The 18,337-nt window shown below is 67.3% G+C and carries 18 protein-coding genes; 8 read left to right on the top strand and 10 right to left on the bottom strand.

The genetic code is table 11. The features are described from left to right. Nucleotides 1-70 precede the first annotated feature (70 nt). Nucleotides 71-1,285: a M50 family metallopeptidase gene (locus tag NV1_RS09910; RefSeq protein WP_067888208.1), complete on the top strand. Its 1,215-nt coding sequence runs from the start codon at nucleotides 71-73 to the stop codon at nucleotides 1,283-1,285. A 52-nt stretch (nucleotides 1,286-1,337) separates the two neighbouring features. Here the strand turns inward: NV1_RS09910 and NV1_RS09905 are convergent, their stop codons facing one another. Both NV1_RS09905 and NV1_RS09900 read right to left on the bottom strand, forming a co-directional pair. After that, nucleotides 1,338-2,021, bottom strand: a complete 684-nt coding sequence (locus tag NV1_RS09905; protein WP_067888205.1) for an endonuclease V — start codon at nucleotides 2,019-2,021, stop codon at nucleotides 1,338-1,340. A gap of 176 nt (nucleotides 2,022-2,197) precedes the next feature. Further along, complete coding sequence (locus tag NV1_RS09900) at nucleotides 2,198-3,073, bottom strand: polysaccharide deacetylase family protein (RefSeq protein WP_067888202.1); 876 nt, start codon at nucleotides 3,071-3,073, stop codon at nucleotides 2,198-2,200. A gap of 65 nt (nucleotides 3,074-3,138) precedes the next feature. Here NV1_RS09900 and NV1_RS09895 point away from each other — a divergent pair, with 65 nt between their 5' ends. Next, nucleotides 3,139-3,516, top strand: coding sequence for a MerR family transcriptional regulator (locus NV1_RS09895; RefSeq protein WP_067888200.1), 378 nt, complete (start codon nucleotides 3,139-3,141; stop codon nucleotides 3,514-3,516). 124 nt (nucleotides 3,517-3,640) lie between these two features. Further along, the gene (locus NV1_RS09890) at nucleotides 3,641-4,045 is read left to right on the top strand and encodes a hypothetical protein (protein WP_157116740.1); all 405 of its coding nucleotides are present in this window, start codon (nucleotides 3,641-3,643) and stop codon (nucleotides 4,043-4,045) included. Between the two features lie 45 nt (nucleotides 4,046-4,090). Here NV1_RS09890 and NV1_RS09885 read toward each other — a convergent pair whose 3' ends face one another. Continuing rightward, nucleotides 4,091-4,294 carry a hypothetical protein gene (locus NV1_RS09885; RefSeq protein ID WP_067888194.1) on the bottom strand — a complete coding sequence of 68 codons (204 nt, stop codon included), beginning with the start codon at nucleotides 4,292-4,294 and terminating at the stop codon, nucleotides 4,091-4,093. Between the two features lie 237 nt (nucleotides 4,295-4,531). Next, nucleotides 4,532-5,194: a nitroreductase gene (locus NV1_RS09880; RefSeq protein ID WP_067888190.1), complete on the bottom strand. Its 663-nt coding sequence runs from the start codon at nucleotides 5,192-5,194 to the stop codon at nucleotides 4,532-4,534. A 131-nt stretch (nucleotides 5,195-5,325) separates the two neighbouring features. Here NV1_RS09880 and NV1_RS46320 point away from each other — a divergent pair, with 131 nt between their 5' ends. Then, nucleotides 5,326-6,279, top strand: a complete 954-nt coding sequence (locus NV1_RS46320; RefSeq protein ID WP_169813310.1) for a LuxR C-terminal-related transcriptional regulator — start codon at nucleotides 5,326-5,328, stop codon at nucleotides 6,277-6,279. A gap of 49 nt (nucleotides 6,280-6,328) precedes the next feature. On the opposite strand, the gene NV1_RS09870 is transcribed toward NV1_RS46320, so the two are convergent. After that, nucleotides 6,329-6,784, bottom strand: a complete 456-nt coding sequence (locus NV1_RS09870) for a pyridoxamine 5'-phosphate oxidase family protein (protein ID WP_067888186.1) — start codon at nucleotides 6,782-6,784, stop codon at nucleotides 6,329-6,331. Nucleotides 6,785-7,161: 377 nt separating this feature from the next. On the opposite strand from NV1_RS09870, the gene NV1_RS09860 reads away from it, so the two are divergent. Continuing rightward, nucleotides 7,162-7,857, top strand: a complete 696-nt coding sequence (locus NV1_RS09860; protein WP_067888920.1) for a maleylpyruvate isomerase family mycothiol-dependent enzyme — start codon at nucleotides 7,162-7,164, stop codon at nucleotides 7,855-7,857. Nucleotides 7,858-7,935: 78 nt separating this feature from the next. On the opposite strand, the gene NV1_RS09855 is transcribed toward NV1_RS09860, so the two are convergent. The 4 genes from NV1_RS09855 to NV1_RS09840 form a co-directional block, all read right to left on the bottom strand. After that, entirely contained in the window at nucleotides 7,936-9,882 is a 1,947-nt protein-coding gene (locus tag NV1_RS09855) for a glycoside hydrolase family 15 protein (RefSeq protein WP_067888182.1), read from the bottom strand. A 103-nt stretch (nucleotides 9,883-9,985) separates the two neighbouring features. After that, a complete protein-coding gene (locus tag NV1_RS09850) occupies nucleotides 9,986-10,792 on the bottom strand; it encodes a methyltransferase domain-containing protein (protein WP_067888917.1) in 807 nt (268 codons plus the stop codon). Nucleotides 10,793-10,830: 38 nt separating this feature from the next. Further along, nucleotides 10,831-12,225, bottom strand: a complete 1,395-nt coding sequence (locus NV1_RS09845) for a type I glutamate--ammonia ligase (protein WP_245713631.1) — start codon at nucleotides 12,223-12,225, stop codon at nucleotides 10,831-10,833. A gap of 151 nt (nucleotides 12,226-12,376) precedes the next feature. Next, nucleotides 12,377-12,877, bottom strand: coding sequence for a DUF6764 family protein (locus tag NV1_RS09840; protein ID WP_307628596.1), 501 nt, complete (start codon nucleotides 12,875-12,877; stop codon nucleotides 12,377-12,379). A gap of 356 nt (nucleotides 12,878-13,233) precedes the next feature. Here NV1_RS09840 and NV1_RS09835 point away from each other — a divergent pair, with 356 nt between their 5' ends. Genes NV1_RS09835 through NV1_RS09825 form a run of 3 tightly spaced genes read left to right on the top strand, consistent with a single transcriptional unit; the run spans nucleotide 13,234 to nucleotide 16,893 of the window. Continuing rightward, complete coding sequence (locus tag NV1_RS09835; protein WP_245713630.1) at nucleotides 13,234-14,361, top strand: polyprenyl synthetase family protein; 1,128 nt, start codon at nucleotides 13,234-13,236, stop codon at nucleotides 14,359-14,361. An 11-nt stretch (nucleotides 14,362-14,372) separates the two neighbouring features. Continuing rightward, nucleotides 14,373-15,911 (top strand): phytoene desaturase family protein, encoded by a 1,539-nt coding sequence (gene crtI, locus NV1_RS09830; protein ID WP_067888904.1) that lies wholly within the window; start codon nucleotides 14,373-14,375, stop codon nucleotides 15,909-15,911. 10 nt (nucleotides 15,912-15,921) lie between these two features. Continuing rightward, a complete protein-coding gene (locus tag NV1_RS09825) occupies nucleotides 15,922-16,893 on the top strand; it encodes a phytoene/squalene synthase family protein (protein WP_067888180.1) in 972 nt (323 codons plus the stop codon). On the opposite strand, the gene NV1_RS09820 is transcribed toward NV1_RS09825, so the two are convergent. Next, complete coding sequence (locus NV1_RS09820; protein WP_067888178.1) at nucleotides 16,850-18,322, bottom strand: SDR family oxidoreductase; 1,473 nt, start codon at nucleotides 18,320-18,322, stop codon at nucleotides 16,850-16,852. The genes NV1_RS09825 and NV1_RS09820 overlap by 44 nt on opposite strands. Nucleotides 18,323-18,337: the final 15 nt, after the last annotated feature.

The raw sequence follows: 18,337 nt of genomic DNA, 5'->3' as shown, positions 1-18,337 counted from the left end.
GGCGGCAGCGGAGCGTTACCACACAGGCTCCCGGCTCATGCCTGATCGACACAGGAGGGTTCGACACCGCATGGGGTTCGCGATCGGGTTCGTGCTGTTCGCCCTCGGTATCACGGCGTCGGTGGCGCTGCACGAATGCGGGCATATGTGGGCCGCCCAGGCCACCGGTATGAAGGTGCGCCGCTATTTCATCGGATTCGGTCCGAAGGTGTTCTCCTTCCGCCGCGGTGAGACCGAGTACGGCCTCAAGGCCCTGCCGTTGGGCGGTTTCTGCGATATCGCCGGGATGACCGCGCTGGACGAGATCGATCCGGCGGATCTGGATCGCGCGATGTACCGCCAGAAGACCTGGAAACGCCTGGTGGTGATGGTCGGCGGCATCCTGATGAACTTCCTGCTCGGCTTCATCCTGATCGTGATCCTGGCGGTCGGGTGGGGGCTGCCGCGTCTGGATTCCCCGCCGGCCAACCAGATCGCGGTGGCTTGTGTGGGCGCGGACAACGCCGACGGCACCCATCAGAAGTGCAGTGGTGCGGGCCCGGCCCAGGTGGCGGGTATGCGCCGCGGCGACAAGATCGTCGCGGTGGATGGCACGGCCGTGCAGAACATCGAGCAGATCGCGACCGAGACCAAGGACCGCACCGGACCGATCGTCTACACGGTCGAGCGGGACGGCAAGACCCTGCAGATCACGGTCGACCCCGTGCGGGTGAAGAGCTACCCGATCGACCCGAAGACGAACAAGCCCGCCGCCACGCCGGTGGAGGCCAGCAAGATCGGCGTCCTGCAGGACTATTACGACACCTCGCACTACAACGTCCTCACGGCCATCCCCGCCTCGATCGGGTTCACCGGCGATATGTTCGGCAAGACTTTCGAATCGCTGGCGCAGATGCCCACCAAGGTCGTGAACCTGTGGCACGCGGTCACCGGTGGTGTACGTGATCCGAATACCCCGGTCAGTGTGTACGGTGCCAGCAAGATCGGCGGTGAGACCGTCGAGCACGGCCTGTGGAACGTCTTCATCCTCGTGCTGGCCAGCCTGAATTTCTTCCTGGGCGCGTTCAACATCCTGCCGCTGCTGCCGCTGGACGGCGGGCACATCGCGGTGGTGCTCTACGAGAAGATCCGTAACCTGCTGCGCGGGCGGCGCGGTCTGGAGGCCGGCGGCCCGGTCGACTACATGAAGCTGCTACCGGCCACGTATGTGGTCGTCGTCATCGGCGGGGCGTACATGATCCTGGTGCTGGCCGCGGACATCGTCAACCCGATCAAACTCTTCTGAGGAACGGGCTCGGATCCGGTATGCGGTGCGGCCCGGCGCGCGGGCGGCCGAGCTACCGGGGCAGGGCCTTCTCGCGCAACAGGGTTCGGCACAGATGGTCGGCCCGGCGCGTGGTCTCGGGCTGGCGATAACGCGGCGCGAGAGCGAGTGTGGTCGCGCATGCGGTATCCAGTGAGATGTGATGTCCGACCGAGACGAAGACGGGTTTGACCCCTGGCTGGGTGCGCACCGCCCGGCCGACGACCTCGTCGTCCAAGAGGATGTCGCTCATCGAGCCGCGTTCGGGCCCGGGCTCGCAAGCATTGCCCCACAACGACTTCGCTACGCCCATGGTGGGCAGGCCGGTCAGCAGCCCCAGATGACAGGCCAGTCCGAAGCGGCGCGGATGAGCCAGGCCCTGTCCGTCGCACACCATCAGATCCGGTGTCGTATCCAGCTTTTCGAGGGCGGTGAGGATGGTCGGCAGCTCTCGGAATGCGAGTAGCCCTGGAATGTACGGGAATTGGGTCGTTCCGTGCGCGGTCGCCCGATCGATCGGCTCCAGCGTCGCGGTGTCCAGCACCACCACGACGGCAACGACGTTGCCCTGTTCGTCGTAGGCCGAATCCAGTCCCGCGACCGTCTCGAACCGGGGCGGGGCCGGATCGGTCGGGTCCACCTGCCCGCGTAGCCGGTCCTGCAGCGCTACAGCCGCTTCCGGGTCGTCCGGAAGTTCCGCTGCCATTGCCATCCGCATGAGCCCAATCTAGCGGCCTGTGGGGACGTGGCCGGGTGAGCGCGGCCGGATCCCGTCGCGCCGGGCGGCGGTCGGTCCGGTCCGTCGACGGCTGCGGGCGAATTCGTCGAACGCGCCCCGGCTTGCTCGATGCGGCCGATCCGACGCCGTCACGGCCGCCCTGGCCCCCGGTACGACTATTCCCTGTTCAGCACCGTCTGCCGATAGTGCGCGGCGATCTCGTCGCTGGTCGCGACCCAGACGCCCGGGTGATTGGTGACGTACTCCAGGGCCTCGTCGAGATAGCGGCGGCGGAATGCCTGGCCGGTGACGAACGGATGCAGCGCCAGGGGCAGCACGCGGCCGCTGTCGGCGGAGTCCTCGTAGAGCTGGTCGAGCTGATCGACGACCATCCGGACGAAATCGGGCCCGGTGAGTCCCTTGCTCACGAAGATCCCGATGTCGTTGAGCTCCACCGAATACGGGACGCTGAGCATCCCCGGGACGTTCAGCGGATAGGGCTGGTCGTCGTTGGTCCAGTCCAGGACGTAGTCCACGCCCAGCTCGGCGAGCAGCCGCGGTGTGTCGAAAGTTTCGGTGAGACCCGGTCCCATCCAGCCGCGCGGCCGTTGCCCGGTGCTGCGCTCGATGGTTGTGACGATATCGCGCAGGGCAATTCGCTCTTGTTCGAGAGACAGTCCGCTGTGCAAGTGACTGTTGCTGCTGCCGTGCGCCAGCCACGCCCACCCACGATCCACGCCCGCGCGGATGATCTGCGGATACCGCTCGCCGACATCGGAATTCAGCAGTGCGCTGGCCCTGATGCCGTACTTGTCCAACGTGTCGATCAGTCGCCAGATGCCTACGCGCGGGCCGTAGTCACGCCAGCCGTAGTTGAGCGAGTCCGGGGTCAGCGCGGTGGTGCCCGGATAGATTGCGGTACCGGGCAGATCGACGTAGAAGTGCTCGATATTGAGCCCGACGTAGAAGGCCACACGCTTGCCGCCGGGCCAATGGATCGGCGCGCGGTCGATGATCGGGCTGTAGTCGAAGAGGGTGATGTCTGTGCTCATATCGCTATGCTCGAACTCTTACACATATGTGAGGGTCAATCGGAAGTTGTTGTGAGGAGCGGCATATGCGGATCGGGGAGCTGGCGCAGCGCACGCGGACCGCACCACGTCTGCTGCGTTATTACGAGGAGCAGGGCCTCATTCGCGTCGAGCGCGCGGCCAACGGTTATCGCGACTACGACGAGCGGCTCGTCGATCAGGTGGTGCACATCCGGGGGTTGCTGGACGCGGGGCTACCGACGCGGATCATCAAGCAGATCCTGCCGTGCCTGCAGGACCCGAGCGACATCCACTTCGCCGACGCCACACCGGAGATCATCGCCGTGCTGGAACATCAGCGCGACCGCCTGACCGAGCGCGTCGATCTGCTCACCCGCAATCGCGACGCCATGTCCGCCTATATCGACTCCCTGCGCGGCTGTATGCGCCCTGCCGCGGGGTGATCGGCCGGGGTGGGTAGCGGCGGCGGGGTGGTGTGCGGGACCATGGTCGTGCGGCGCGCAGCACAGCCGGCGCCGTGATGCGTTCTGAGTGTGTCCAGCGATCCATGTCCGCTACACAGGAGGAATGACGACTATGGCGATTTTCGGCAAGTTCCGGCATACCGCCCGGTTGACTACCGTCGCAGGTGGTGTGGGTGCGGCCGTGGCATTGGCCGCGGGGACCGCGTTCGCGGCCAACGGCATCGATGTCACGGGTATCGGACCCACCAATGTCATGGTGAACTACAGTTGCGATCCCTCTGCCGGGGTGACCGCGGTCAAGGTGATGGCAGGTGCGCCGGATGCCGACCACCCCTCCGCGACCGGTACACAGAACGCCTTCACCTGTGACAGTGCCCAGCACTCGGCCGTAGTGGTCCTGCAGGGCACGCCGATGGCGAGAGGTCAGCGTGTGCAGGTCCGCGCCGCGCTGGTGGACCGTAACGGCAATGTCGTGAAGGGCACGGCCAAGGTGGCCACCCTCGGGTGATGCCCTCGCATCCGGCCCCGGGACCGGTTCCCGCGGGCCGGATGCTCAGGCGGTCAGCCGGTCGTCCTCGTCGGTGAATCGCGTCGCCACGACACTGATCACCGCGGTCGCCGCGCGATATCCGCAGGCCGGCGCGGACTGTATTACACCGCCGAACACCGCTCCGGCCCATTCGCTGCCGAGCGCGAACCCCTGCAGAATTCGCAAGAGCAGCAACAGAATCGGCGCGGCGATCCCGATCGCGCTCACGGTGGGCAGACCTTCTTCTCCAGCGTCGACTCGATCAGCCGCGCCAGGGCGGCCGGGCACGCTGGAGAAGGGTTCTACTCACCGAGATTTCAGCCGGGTCGGTGTCGCAGGCCGCACGCGGTCGGGGGTCGTAACAGGTCGCTCGGTTCACACACCGTGGAATGGCGCGTCGCAGCTTTCGTAGGTCCTCGCCGCGTTCCGGTGTGGGCCCGGCCGGTGCGTGCGAATCGGTGACGCTCAGTCGAGGAACGTCACGGTTTCCGACAGCGGGGCTCGGACGCTGTACGGATGCGGGACGTCGGGGTCGGGGTGACCGATGGACATGCCGCAGAACAGAATTCGCCCCGGCGGGGGTGTGATCGTCTCGGCTACCGTGCGGTGGTATTCGGACCAGGAGATCTGGGCGCAGCTGTGCAGGCCCTCCTGGCGCAGTAGCAGCATCACCGTTTGCAGGTACATGCCCGCGTCGGCCCATTGTGGTGCGGGCATGTCGCGATCCAGGTAGCAGAACAGGGCGGTGGACGCGCCGAAGCAGTTCCAGTTCTCGGCTCTGGCGCGGGCTCGTCCGCGAGCGTCGTCGCGGTCGATGCCGATCGCGCCGTAGCGGCGCGCACCCATGTCGGCCATCCGCTCCCGGTACGGCGAGCCCAGATCGGGCGGGTGGATCGCGAATTCCGGCTCGTCCCCGGAATCACCCGCCGCGATCCGCTCGCCGACTCGTTTCTTCAACTCCGCCAGCCGATCACCGCTCAGCACATAGATGTGCCAGGGCTGCATATTGCCCCCGGATGGTGTACGGGCCGCCACACTCAGCACCCGTTCCAGGACCGCTCGATCCACGGTCGCTGTGGTGAAGGCCCGAATCGACTGTCTGGTCTGCACCGCGCGGTAGACGTCCACCCGGACATCCTACGTACCCGGGCCCGGATGATTCCCTTGGGCAACAACGGTTTTCGACCGAGAGAAAACGGTGTCCGCGGACGCGATCCCGCTATCCGCGCGGATATGTGATTTCGGGCGATAGGCTGGGCGTGGCGAACGATGAGCAAAGGATGCCTGGTGTCCACCGAGTCGCAGGATGCCCCGAGTGGCCGATGAATGATGATGAAGCTTTGCATACGCGTCGTGAGGTTCTGACACCTGTCGCGGCGGAGTTGGGGGCTGCGGGTTTCGAGGATGCGGTGGAGATCGGTCGTGGTGGTTTCGGTGTGGTGTATCGGTGTTGGCAGCCTGCTTTGGATCGGATTGTTGCGGTGAAGGTGTCGACCGGCGTTTTGGATGCTGATAGCAGGGCGCGTTTTCTGCGTGAACAGCGGGCTATGGGTCGTTTGACGGGGCATCCGAATACGGAACCGTCCGGCGAGATGGCCTATCGCAGTGCCGCCCTTCGAGGAATGGGTGTGGCCGCTTGGCAACAGGGCGATCGGGACCGCGCGCAGCGGCTGCTGCAGACCGCGCTGCGTCTGATCAGCGAGTTGAACAGCCCGGTTTCCGCATCGTTCGTTCTTCAATCCCTGGCATGGGTTGTGGCGGATGCCGATCCCGAACGAGCCGCGGTGTTGATGGGGGCGACCGACACCATGTGGCCGGCCGAGGGCAGTGCCACGATCGTCTCTCCCGACGCCTCGCTGTTCCACAGGAGATGTAAGGAGACAGCGAGTCGCGCACTCGGTAGCAGAAAATTCGTCACCGCGTTCCGGCGCGGTCAGGCGATGGGTATGGATGCCGCGGTCACCTTCGCGATCGGCAAGGAGGTCACCACTGCTCCGGCCTCGCGCCCCGCCGATCTCTTGACCAATCGCGAGCGACAGGTCGCCGACCTGGTCGCTCAGGGCTTGAGCAATAAGCAGATCGCCGCGAAACTCGTGATATCCCAACGCACCGCCCAGGGCCACGTCGAACATATCCTCACCAAGCTCGGATTCAACTCCCGAGTACAAATCGCCGCCTGGGTGATCGACGATTCGGGTAGGCAGAGCACGTGACGGGCCGAGCGCATACGCAGGCGCTGCGGACAGCGCGTCCGGCCGCGGCTCAGCGTCTGCGGGTCACGGTGACTCCGCGCCCCGGCCGCCAGAGTTGCACGATCAGTAGTTGCTCTTCCTGATCGACCGTGGTGAGCACCGCTTCGGTGAGATCGAGCCGGAAGGCGTGAAAATCGCCCGGCGGTTCGCTTCCCGTCGTCAGCGCTGCCTTGCCGTCGGCATCGGTGACCTCGATGGCTACGCCCGCTACCTTGGCGTCGCCATCGGACGGGTGAGCGTGAATCGCACACCGGCCATCACGTTGCAGGTCACGGGCTTTCACCGCGCCGAGCATCGAACCGAATGTCAGATCGGGCCCACGGAAGTCCACCTCCGAACCGCTGACTCGTGGACTGCCATCCTTGCGCAGGGTGGCCAGAACATGGGTCTCGTGTGCTTCGAATCGAAGCTTCACCTGTGCCGCGAGCTCCGACGCCTCCTGTTCGAACTGATGCCAAGTAGTCACGGGCCAATGGTGCCATCGAGCACCGACACCGAACCGAAACCAGCGATATGCAGGCTTACCGCCGATCCCGGCTCCGATCCGAACGCACCGCATCGCCGCACACTCGTGCATCGATCACCTCACAATCGTTGGCCGACAGGCGCTCTCGCGGTCCGCGCGGTCATGCCGATGAACGGGGATCTCGATCGCTGTCTTCTGATCACCTGTCCCGACAAGGCATCCGGTGTCGGCGTCGGCCACGGTGTGTTGCCGGATCGTGTGGATTCCCGATGGTGCGCAGGGCCTGACCGAGAGTCGTCGTTGCGCGCCAGAACCGGTTGTCGGCCCGGTTGTTTCGTCGAGAGCGGGATTGTGATGTGGCGGATACAGTGAGCGGTATGGACCACCTTGCCGTGTTGCGGGCAAAGCTGATCGAGTTCGGTGCGCTCATCACCCCCGAGTTGGACCTGTCCGCGCCCGTGCCCAGTTGCGGGGACTGGACTTTCCTCGATCTGGCCGACCACCTGGGCAACGGCAATATGTGGGTGGTGATCGGCGTGCGAGAGGGGCGGGGCGATCACCACGGTGAACCCGCGCCCACGGATCCGGTCCGGTTGCGGGACTGGTTCGACGACACCGCGTCCGCGCTCGTCGCGGCGCTGTCCGCAGATCCGCGGACTCCGGCCTGGACCTTCACCAGCCAGCTGCCGCGCACCGTAGGTTTCTGGCGGCGGCGTCGGATGCACGAGACGCTGATGCACCTGTGGGACGGGCAGAACGCCCTCGGCACACCCGCGCCGTTCGCGCCGGACCCGGCCGCCGACGGCATCGCGGAGGTTTTCGAACTCTTCGCGCCTCGAATGATCAAGCGCGCCTTGGCTACCGAGCCGGATACGGCGATTCGCATTCATGCCACCGACACCGGGGGCAGCTGGATCTACGGCCCCGCCGAACCGGCTGCCCAACTGTCCGGCGCCGCCGCGGATCTGCTCCTCGCGCTGTGGGGGCGCAAGCCTCTCTCCGACCCCGCGTTCACATGGTCGGGCGACCGCGCCGCCGGTGAGCGCGCGTTGTCCGGTCCGCTGGTGCCGTAGCGGCCGACGGTGAGATATCCAGCGCCCGAAAGGTTCTCGGCCGCGAGCGGATAACAGCGGGCCCGGCATCGGGCGTGCTCAGATGTGGATGTATCCGCCGGTGAACGTGGCATCGTCCAGGCGAGGCGCGATGGATTCTCCGCCGAGCGCGGTGCGCAACTCGATCTGTTCGTCCCTGATCACGTGCATGACGGCGTTGATCAGGGCGAGGTGAGTGAACGCCTGGGGATAATTGCCCCAGTGCCGGCCGGTCCGCGGGGCGATCTCCTCGGCGTAGAGGCCCAGCGGGCTGGCGTAGCCGAGGAGTCGCTCGCACAACTGCTTGGCCCGGTGCTTCTCGCCGATTTCCGATAGTGCGGACACGAGCCAGAACGAGCAGATCGTGAAAGTGCCTTCCTCCCCGGTACATCCGTCATCGGTTTCGTCGGTGCGGTAGCGCAGGACGAGTCCGTCGCTGGTGAGTTCGTCGGCGATGGCGAGCACAGTTTTGCGCACCCGTTCGTCCTCGGGAGGCAGGAAGCGAACCAGCGGGATGAGCAGCGTCGAGGCGTCCAGCGCGGTGCCGCCGTAGTACTGGGTGAAGACACCCCGCGAGTCGACCGCGTTGGCGCAGATGTCGGCCCGGATGTCCGCCGCCGCCTGTTGCCAGCGGGCAGCCCGTTGAAAATCCTGGTGAATCCGAGCCAGGCGCGCGCCGCGGTCGGCGGCGACCCAGCACATGACTTTGCTGGAGGTGAAGTGTTGCGGCTTTCCACGCACTTCCCATATGCCGTGATCGGGTTCGGACCATACCGCGAGCGCACTTTTGACCGCCCACCGCAGCAGCGGCCAGGTACGCGCGTCGATCTGGTCCTGATGACGGGCGTAGAGGTAGACCGCGTCCAGCGCCGCGCCCCAGACGTCGTGCTGGCGTTGGCGATAGGCATCGTTGCCGATCCGTACCGGGGCGGCATTCTCGTAACCGCGAAGGTTGTCCAGTGTCTGCTCGCGCAGGTCGGTTTCGCCGCCGATGCCGTAGACGATCTGCATGTCCTCGTCGCCCTCGGCCAGATTGATGATGTGCGAGAAGTAGTCGTTTGCCTCCCAGTTGAAGCCCAGGGTGTACAGACCCCACAGCGCGAAGGCCGAGTCTCGGATCCACATGTATCTATAGTCCCAATTGCGTTCTCCGCCAGGGGTTTCCGGTAGTGACGTAGTGGGTGCGGCGACGATGGCGCCGGTCGGGGCGAAGGTCAGGCCCTTGAGGGTCAGGGCGCTGCGGGTGAGTTGGGCGCTCCACGGGTGGTCCGGAAACCGTCCGCCGGCCAGCCAGTGCCGCCAGTGGTGTACGGTCCGCACCAGCCGTTCGCGGGCCTCCTCGATGTTTTCGGGAGCCGCCCGGCTTCCCCACGACAGCGCGCAGAAGCGGGTGTCGCCGCTCTTGAGCAGGGTGCGAGCGAGCGCGCGGCCGCCCTCGATGCCCAGACGCAGGTCGGTGGTCAGCCGCAGCGGCAGATCGACGCCCTCGGCGCCGGCCTGGGCGAGGTGGTAACTGTCCAGGTATTCCCACCCGGCGCGAGTTCGGCCGTAGTCGAAGGCGGGGTGGCAGTCGAGAACGAACGGGATCTGGCCGGTCTCGCAGTGCACGATGCGCAGCAGGATATGTTCGGCGTCGTAGTCGGTGGGCGCGCGGCGGTGCGCACTGCGGCCGGGCTGCTGGTGTCGCCAGGGCCCGACCAGCAGGACATCACGAACGGTCGCCCACCCTTCGCCACTGCGCCAGCTCGTCTCCATGACCATCGTCCCGGGGAGGTACCGGCGATCGGCCGGGGTCGAGATGTCGGCGGGAGCGAAGCGAAACGACCCGGCCGACCGATCGAGGATGGCCCCGAACACGCTGGGCGAATCCATCCGGGGCAGGCACATCCACTCGATCGCGCCGCTGGGCGCGATGAGGGCGGTGACCTCGGAATCGGAGATGAAAGCGTAGTCGTCGATCCGCGGAAAAGCCGTAACCCGGGGCGTATGTTCCGGATGATCGTTCATGCGGTGCTCCCGTTCGTAACCTGCTCGGCCCGCTCGGATGCTGCTTCGCTCGGATGACCGGTCCCGCCCGGTTTCGATGGGCCGGGCGCGCCGAATGCGCGGATCAGGGTTTGTGCGCCACCACCGCGAACATGGTCACCGAGAAGTGATAGTCGCCGGTTTTCGCGCCGTGCTCGATATCGGCGAGGACGCGGTCGCGCTGGGCAGCGGTGATCGATCCGTCGGCAACACCCCGTTCGGTGATCGCGGCGCACATCGCGAGTACCGACTCCGGTTCCCAGATCACGGCCTCGGACCCGATATCGTCGATCACCAGGCCCGCCTCGACCAGTTGGCCGCGTAAACGCCTGCCGGAGTTGCGATTCGGACTGTTGGCCGCCATCCGGTGCTGCAACGCGGCGATGAGCTCCGGATCGCCGGGGTGGAAGATCGCGGTGGACCAGTCGCTGTCGATCAGCACCACTCGTCCGCCCGGTCGCAGCACCCGCGCGATCTCGGCGGTGGCCTTCGCGGGATCGTCCAGGTGCTGATAGACCCGCTCACAGCGAACCGCGTCGACGGATGCGTCCGGCAGCGGCAGATCGTAGGCCGATCCCTCGAGGAATTCGGCCTTCACATCCGCGGTGCGCTCGCGCGCCGCGGCGAGCATCGCCGGATTCGGATCGATACCGATGGCCCGGCCGGCATCGCCCACCAGAGCGGCCAGTTCCACCACCTCGGTTCCGGTTCCGGAACCCAGGTCCAGAGCCGTTTCGCCGGGTTGGAGGGCCAATGCGGCACGCGCCCACTCGCGCATCCGCACCACACCCGGCAGAGCGGCCTGGTCGTCGAGTATTCGGACGATCAGGTCCTGCTCCGGATGGTCGATTTGGTCGATGTGGAAGGACGGCACGCCTCGTTGATCGCTCACCCCGCCAGTATGCTCCCGCGCTCGGTCGAACAGCAGGATCAGTACCTCCACCGGGAGGCATCGGCGATCTGTTCGGGGGTGGCGTCGGCGAACAGCGCGATCTCACCGCGCCGGACACTGCTGATGGTGTCGGCGAGTTCGTCGCCGAAGGCCGCGCACAGCACGTCATCGGAGTCGAATGCCGCCACCGCCTCCGCGAGCGTGGTCGGCAACGGTGTGATGCCCCGCGCGGCTCGGATGCCGGAGTCCAGCCGGGCCGGGTCCCCGGCTACGGGCTCGGGCAGGGTCGCGCCCGTCCGCAGGCCCGCGCGGCCCGCCGCCAGCAGGCCCGCCGAAGCCAGGTAGGGGTTGGCGGCGGCATCGAACGTCTTGATCTCGATATTGGCCGCGTGCTCGCGTTCCCCCTCGCTGCCGGTGACGTAGCGCAGGGCGGCCTCCCGATTCTCCAACCCCCAGCATCGGAAGACGCCGGCCCAGCAACTGGGCCGCAGCCGTAGATAGCTCACCACTGCCGGGCAGCCCAGGGCCAGCAGTGCGGGCAGGTGGTCCAAGATCCCCGCGGCGAAGTTCTCCCCCTCCCGGCCGATACCGGAAGGCCCTGGGCCGCCGTACATTCGGTTCATGCCCTCGCGCCACAGACTCAGGTGAACATGGCCGCCGTTGCCGACATCGCCGGGCACGACCATCGGACTGAACGTGGCCCGCAATCCGTGCGCGCCGCTCACCGCCCGGATGGTCTCGCGCACGAGGACCGCGGTGTCCGCCGTGTCGACGGGATTGCTTGCGGCAACAGATAATTCGAACTGGCCCACCTCGTATTCGGGATGTATCTGCTCGACGGCGATGCCGCTGTCGCGCAACCTCGACACCACCTCGCGCAGATATGGAGCCAGTTCGCTCACTCGGGCCATGCCGTAGGCGGGCGCCGAGGTGGCGGGGCGAAACGCATCGGGGTCGAGCGGGTCGGGGCGCGACACTGTCCATTCGAACTCGATCGCGGTGCGCAACTCGTAGCCGTCGTCGGCCAGTTCGCCGACGAGGCGGCGTAGCAGCAACCGGGGATCGCGCGGGTGCGGCGTGCCGTTCTGGGTGTAGCGGTCCGCGGGCGCCCACGCCCAGCCCGGGAGGGCGGCGAACGCGGTCACCCGCTCGACATCGGGGTACAGCCGCAGATCGCCGGTGGGACCGCCCGCGACGTGCTCGGTCAGGATGGAGTCGTCGACCAGGAAGGCGTCGAAGACCGGAGAGGCGCCGATGCCCCATGCGGCGGCATGCGAGAAACGTTCCACCGGAACAGCTTTCATCCGGACGATGCCACTGGTGTCGACCCAGGTGACCGCTACGACGTCGATATCTCGTGCCCTCAGTGTGGCGGCGACGGAGCTCGCCCGATCAGAGCGGTCGCGGCGCAATTCCTCGGTCAGTGGATCCACATCGACTCCCGGGGCTTCGAGGGAAGCCGGCACGACCAGACACACTCGCCGGCGGGTTGCCGCATTCGAGACTACGCGCCGATGCGCGGTTCGCTCCCGTCTCGGGGCGGATCACTCCGGTACGCCACGCCGGATGCTTGTGACGTCGACGTCAGGGCATGGACAGACAGCCCTGCAGGGTCTGGAAGTCGCCCGCGAAACCCGGCCCGCCGGTACACACCGGTCTACCGACGCCCGACACCGAGACCGTGGCACCCGGTCCGGCGATGCCGAGGGCGAGGCCCGGCCGCACGCCGGTCAGATCGGCGTGCGCGCCGGGGCCGACCGCGATGGCCGCGGGACCGGACATCGGTGCCGAGGTGGACCGGGCGACCCCGCCGCCCTGCGCGATGGCCAGCGACAAGCTTGTCGGCCCGGCATTGGCGGTGGCCGTACCGTTGATCCCGTAGGCGGCCGCCGCGCTACCTCCGGCACTGGCGGCCGAACAGGCGGAATCGGCGCTCGTGTCGGTGACCGAGCCGGCGCCCGGCGCCGGGCAGGCGCTGGTGGAGTCCGCCAGTGCCGGCGCGGCCGGCAATGTGGCGGACATCAGTGCGATACCACCGCCGGCGGCGAGGGCGCACAGTGCGTGACGCGCGGAAGAACGGAACATCGGGGCCTCCTCTGGTTGGTTCTTCCCAGCGATGGTACCCCACAATTCGATGCATAAGCGATGCGTTTCCGATTATCGACGCAGATCGTCGGTATGGCCCACCGACCGGCATGTGTCGACATGAACTCGCAGTTGAAAACGGTTTCCGGTACAGGTGTTCCCGACTCGCATCGCTCGCCGTAGCGGATTAATCCCGATGGTGGTGCATCATTCATGCATCGTTTGCTGTAGTCTTGAGCTCGGACCTTCGAGGGAGGAACCCTGGACGCGCCGAAGTATGCGGCCCTCGCCCCGCTCCCTGCCTCAAAGGTCCAACTGGCACCCACAGCGTCGCATCGCCGAACCGAGGAGTGGACGTGACCGCCACCATCGAAAAACTGCACCGATTACATTCCCCCGCAACGATTCTCGCCGACCACTCGGTGAATACGACGGAAGGGGTCGCGCGCTGGCGCGCGGCCGTGCGAGACCGTGTTCTGACCGAGCTGGATACATTCCTGCGCCGGAACCGGATCGGCTCCGTGCGCGGCATCGCTGTCGACGACATCGCGCGCCGGTACGTGGCGGGCGGCAAATGTCTGCGCTCGACCTTCATGTACATCGGCTGGTTGTGCGGCGAAGCACCCGATGCCGCCGCCCTGCGGGCCGCCGCCGCGCTGGAACTGGTCCACGCCTTCGCGATGATCCAGGACGATGTGATGGACGAATCGGCCCTCCGCCGCGGCGCACCGACCGGCCAGATCGCCTTCGCCGAGGCGCACCGGGCCCGGCGGATGCCGGGCGACCCCGCACGGTTCGGCGAGTCGGCGGCCGTACTGCTCGGCGATATCTGCCTGGTGTGGGCCGACAAGATGCTGCGCGACAGCGGAATTCACCCCGACAGCCTGGAGCGGGTGTGGCCTCGATTCGACGCGATGCGCATCGAGCTCGCCGTCGGTCAGCTCGGCGATCTGCTCAACGATGTCCGCACCGAGCCCGATTTCGGACAGGTGTTGGTGGTGGCGCGAGCGAAATCCGGCAACTACACCGTGCGCCGCCCGCTCGAGCTCGGTGCGGCGATGGCCGGATGCGACGAGCCCCTCCTGTCGGCGTTGAGTCGGTACGGACGTGTGGTGGGCGAGGCGTTCCAGATGCGCGACGACCTGCTGGGCGTATTCGGGACCGCCGACGCCACCGGCAAACCCGGTGACGGGGATCTGACCCAGCACAAGGCCACCACCGTGGTGATCGCCGCCCAGCAGCTCGCCGAACCAGCCGCCCGCCGCGAACTCGATACATTGCTGTCCGCACCGATCGTCGACGCCGACGCTACCGAGCGACTGCGGGCACTGATCACCGCCTCCGGAGCGACCGACCGAATCGAGGCGATGATCGGCGACCGGATCGGCGAGGCCCGGCGGATCGTCGAGAGCGCGGCCCTGCCCGAACCCGTGCGGCGCGTACTCGACGGAATGGGACACATCTGCACCACCCAGCAGTCATGAGGAGGAAGTACATGCGCACGACCACCGGTCGCAGCGACCACGTCGTCGTAGTCGGAGCGGGCCTCGCCGGCCTCTCTGCGGCACTGCATCTGGCCGGTCGCGGCCGGAAGGTCACAGTGCTGGAACGTGATTCGGTCCCGGGCGGCCGCGCCGGTCGCGTCGACGTGGACGGCTATCGCCTCGACACCGGCCCGACCGTGCTGACGATGCCGCATCTCGTCGAGGAGGTGTTCGCGGCGGTCGGTGAGAACATGCGCGACCGTCTGTCGCTGATACCCGTGGACCCGGCCTATCGCGCCCATTTCGCCGGCGGCCGCCAACTCGAGGTCCACAGCGACGGCGATCGGATGGCCGCCGCGATCACCGACTTCGCGGGGGCCGGGCAAGCGGCGGGATACCGGGGCCTTCGTGCCTGGCTCACCCGGCTCTACCACGCCGAATTCGACTCGTTCATCGCGGCGAATTTCGATTCGCCCCTTTCGGCGCTGAGTCCTTCGCTGGCCCGGCTCGCGGCGATGGGTGGATTCCGCCGCTGGGACCGGGCCGTCGCCGCATATATCGATGATCCGGATCTGCGCCGCCTGTTCACCTTCCAGTCCCTCTACGCCGGCGTCGCGCCCGGTCGGGCGATTGCGGCCTACGCGGTGATCGCCTATATGGACGCGATCGCCGGCGTCTGGTTCCCGCGTGGCGGCATGCGGGCGCTGCCCGACGCTCTCGCGGCCGCGGCCCAGGACGCCGGAGTGGTCATGCGCTATGGCACCGCTGTGAAGAGCCTGGAACGCACCGGGTCTCGGGTCCGCGCGGTCGTCACCGCGACCGGCGAGCGGATCCCGTGCGATGCGGTCGTGCTCACCACCGAGTTGTCCGAAACCTACCGGCTGGCCGGCTGCTCTCCGCGCCGCCCGCTGCGTCCCACCGCGGCGCCGTCCGCGGTGGTCCTGCACGTGGGCTGCGGGGCGATGCCCGAGGCGGCGCATCACCATCTGCTTTTCGGCCGGGCCTGGGACGAGACGTTCTCCGACATCATCACCCGCGGGCGCGTCATGGCGGATCCGTCGCTGCTGCTCACCCGGCCCACCGCGGGGGATCCCACGCTTGCCCCGGTCGGCCGGGATCTGCTCTACGTGCTCGCGCCGGTACCCAATCTTGTTCGGGGACCGATCAATTGGGACCGCTTCGGTCCCGACTACGCCGAGGAGATACTGGACACCGTCCGCGATCGGCTGCCGGTTCCGCTGTCCGATCCCCGATTGCTCCACATCACCACGCCTGCCGACTGGGCCCGGCAGGGAATGCTGGCCGGCAGCCCGTTCGCGTTGGCGCACACCGTGACTCAGACCGGCCCCTTCCGCCCGGCCAATATGATCCGGGGACTGGCGAACGTGGTGCTGGCGGGCGGCAGCACCGTCCCCGGCGTGGGTATTCCACCCGTGCTGGTCTCCGGTCGGCTCGCAGCCGACCGGATCACCGGTCCGGTCCCCGCTTCCCGTCCCGCGCGCCGAACCGTGTCCGCCTTCGCGGCATCGACCGCCGCCGCCATCCGCTGATCGGAAGCCCATGTCTCCCATCGCATTCATCGACACCAGCCGCACCGACGCGCAACTGCACAGGTCCTATCGCGCCTGCCGGACTCTCAACGCGCGCCACGGTAAGACCTTCTTCCTCGCCACCCGGCTGCTGGCCCCTGAACAACGCCCGGCGATCCATGCGCTCTACGGTTTCGCCCGCCGCGCCGACGACATTCTCGACGACATCGACCCGGGCCGCCCGGCTACCGAACGCGCGGCGCGGCTGGACGCGCTGGCCGAGCAGTTCGCTGCCGAGGACGCCGACGCCGACGCCGTTCTCCCGGCCGTCTCGCATACCGCTCGCTCCTACCGGATTCCCGCGGCACTGTTCGACTCGTTTCTGGATTCGATGCGCATGGATCTCACCGTCACCGACTATCCGGATCGACGCGCTCTGGACCGTTACGTCTACGGTTCCGCCGAAGTCATCGGGTTACAGGTGCTGCCGGTACTGGGCACGGTGTGCCCGATCGAGGAGGCCGCGCCGTACGCCGCAGCGCTGGGAAAGGCGTTCCAGCTCACCAACTTTCTGCGCGACGTCGACGAGGACCTGTTCCGGGACCGGGTCTATCTGCCGGCCGACGAGCTGGCGGCGCACGGCGTCGACCGAGATCTGCTGCAGTGGTGTCAAGCGCACCGCCGCACCGACCCCCGCGTCCGGAGGGCGCTGATCGCCCAGCACGCGTACACCCGCGACATCTACAACTACGCCCGCGTGGGCATCGCCATGCTCGCGCCGCGGTCGCGGCCCTGCGTGACTACCGCGCTCACGCTGTATTCGGAGATCCTGGATCGAATCGAAAGCCTGGATTTCGATATTTTCGTGCATCGCGCCCGCGTCGGGACACCGCGGCGCGCTGCGGTGGGGAGTCAGGGGCTCGCTCGCGCGCTTTGGGCTCGGCGTCCCATGCCGCGGGTTATGAGACAGGCTGGGATACAGCCTCTTCCGCGGCTCCGGTGATATTGCGCGTCATTCCGCCGAAGATGAGCGCGTGGAAGGGAGCGATGGCCTTCCAGTACAGGTGTCCGGCCAAGCCGTGCGGTTCGAACACGGCACGCTGCCGGTAGATCGTGCCACGCGGGTCGGTGTCGACGCTCAGCTCCAGCCACGCTCGTCCGGGCAGCCGCATCTCCGCGCGCAATACGAGTGTGTGCGGCCGTTCGATGCGTTCCACGCGCCACCAGTCGAGCGCTTCGCCGGCGTGCAGCCGATGCGGGTCGCGTCTCCCGCGTCGCAGTCCGACGCCTCCGGCCAGCCGGTCGATCCAACCTCGCAACGACCACGCCAGCGGGAAGGAGTACCAGCCGTGTTCGCCACCGATGGATTCGATCATCGCCCACAGCGTCGCCGGATCGGCCCGGGTGGGCCGTTCCCGTAAGTCGACGTAGAGCGAGCCGCCCGACCACGCGGGGTCCGTCGGCAGGGGAGAGGACGGCTCACGACCGAGCTGGTCGGCATCGGACCAGCGGGTGGGTACGTTCAGGTCTCGGATGCGCGCCAACGCCAATTCGACAGCCGTGCGGTAATCGGTCAGCCCGCCCGCCGGATCGGGTATGTGCCGCGCGATCGCGTGGTCTTTGCAGATCACATCGTGGATCAGCGATTCCATCAGCGGTACGGCGATCGCCTTGGGGACCGGGGTGACCAGGTTCACCCATTGTGCCGACAGCCAGGGGGTGAGCACCGGAACCGGGATGATCACCCGCCGCGGCAGCCTCGCCACTGCCGCGTAATCGCGCATCATCTGCCGGTAGGTGAGTACGTCCGGGCCGCCGATATCGAAGGCGCCCCGCACATCCGGCGGTAGTTCGGCCGCCCGGGTCAGGTAGTACAGCACATCTCGCACCGCGATCGGCTGGATGCGGTTGCGCACCCAGCGCGGGGTGACCATCACCGGCAGCCGCTCGGTGAGATAGCGCAGCATCTCGAAACTGGCCGACCCGGATCCGATGATCACCGCGGCCTGCAGCGCGATGGCCGGTACCGATCCCCCGAGCAGGATTCTCCCGACCTCGGCGCGGGAGGACAGGTGCCGGGACAGCCGTTGACCGGGCGGAACAATGCCGCCCAGATACACGATCCGGCGCACTCCCGCCTGGGCGGCCTGCTCGGCCACCAGTGCCGCCGCGCGGCGGTCGACATCGTCGAAATCCGTTCGCGTCAGCGAATGCACCAGGTAGTAGAGCACATCCGCATCGGCGCAAGCCGCGGCCACATCGTCGGCGCGGAGTACGTCACCGCGGCGGACCTCCACGCTGTCGCGCCAGCGGGCATCGTCGAGTTTGGCCGGGGTGCGGGCCAGAACCCGCACCTCATGGCCCGCGGCCAGCAGTTCGGGTACCAGCCGGCCACCGATGTAGCCGGTGGCACCGAACACCACACATCGCATACTGTCTCCTGATCA

It is taken from the genome of Nocardia vaccinii NBRC 15922, from assembly GCF_001613305.1.
GTDB lineage: Bacteria > Actinomycetota > Actinomycetes > Mycobacteriales > Mycobacteriaceae > Nocardia > Nocardia vaccinii.
Note: the sequence above shows the minus strand (reverse complement) of the source record. Positions and strands in the feature narration are given on the sequence as shown.

Excerpts from the sequence above, each read along its gene's own strand:
- NV1_RS09820 (WP_067888178.1), bottom strand. The coding sequence starts at position 18,322 with ATGCGATGTGTGGTGTTCGGTGCCACCGGCTACATCGGTGGCCGGCTG.
- NV1_RS09890 (WP_157116740.1), top strand. The coding sequence starts at position 3,641 with ATGACGACTATGGCGATTTTCGGCAAGTTCCGGCATACCGCCCGGTTG.
- NV1_RS09860 (WP_067888920.1), top strand. The coding sequence starts at position 7,162 with ATGGACCACCTTGCCGTGTTGCGGGCAAAGCTGATCGAGTTCGGTGCG.
- NV1_RS09840 (WP_307628596.1), bottom strand. The coding sequence starts at position 12,877 with ATGTTCCGTTCTTCCGCGCGTCACGCACTGTGCGCCCTCGCCGCCGGC.
- NV1_RS09895 (WP_067888200.1), top strand. The coding sequence starts at position 3,139 with ATGCGGATCGGGGAGCTGGCGCAGCGCACGCGGACCGCACCACGTCTG.
- NV1_RS09905 (WP_067888205.1), bottom strand. The coding sequence starts at position 2,021 with ATGCGGATGGCAATGGCAGCGGAACTTCCGGACGACCCGGAAGCGGCT.
- NV1_RS09825 (WP_067888180.1), top strand. The coding sequence starts at position 15,922 with ATGTCTCCCATCGCATTCATCGACACCAGCCGCACCGACGCGCAACTG.
- NV1_RS09910 (WP_067888208.1), top strand. The coding sequence starts at position 71 with ATGGGGTTCGCGATCGGGTTCGTGCTGTTCGCCCTCGGTATCACGGCG.
- NV1_RS09900 (WP_067888202.1), bottom strand. The coding sequence starts at position 3,073 with ATGAGCACAGACATCACCCTCTTCGACTACAGCCCGATCATCGACCGC.
- NV1_RS09855 (WP_067888182.1), bottom strand. The coding sequence starts at position 9,882 with ATGAACGATCATCCGGAACATACGCCCCGGGTTACGGCTTTTCCGCGG.
- crtI (WP_067888904.1), top strand. The coding sequence starts at position 14,373 with ATGCGCACGACCACCGGTCGCAGCGACCACGTCGTCGTAGTCGGAGCG.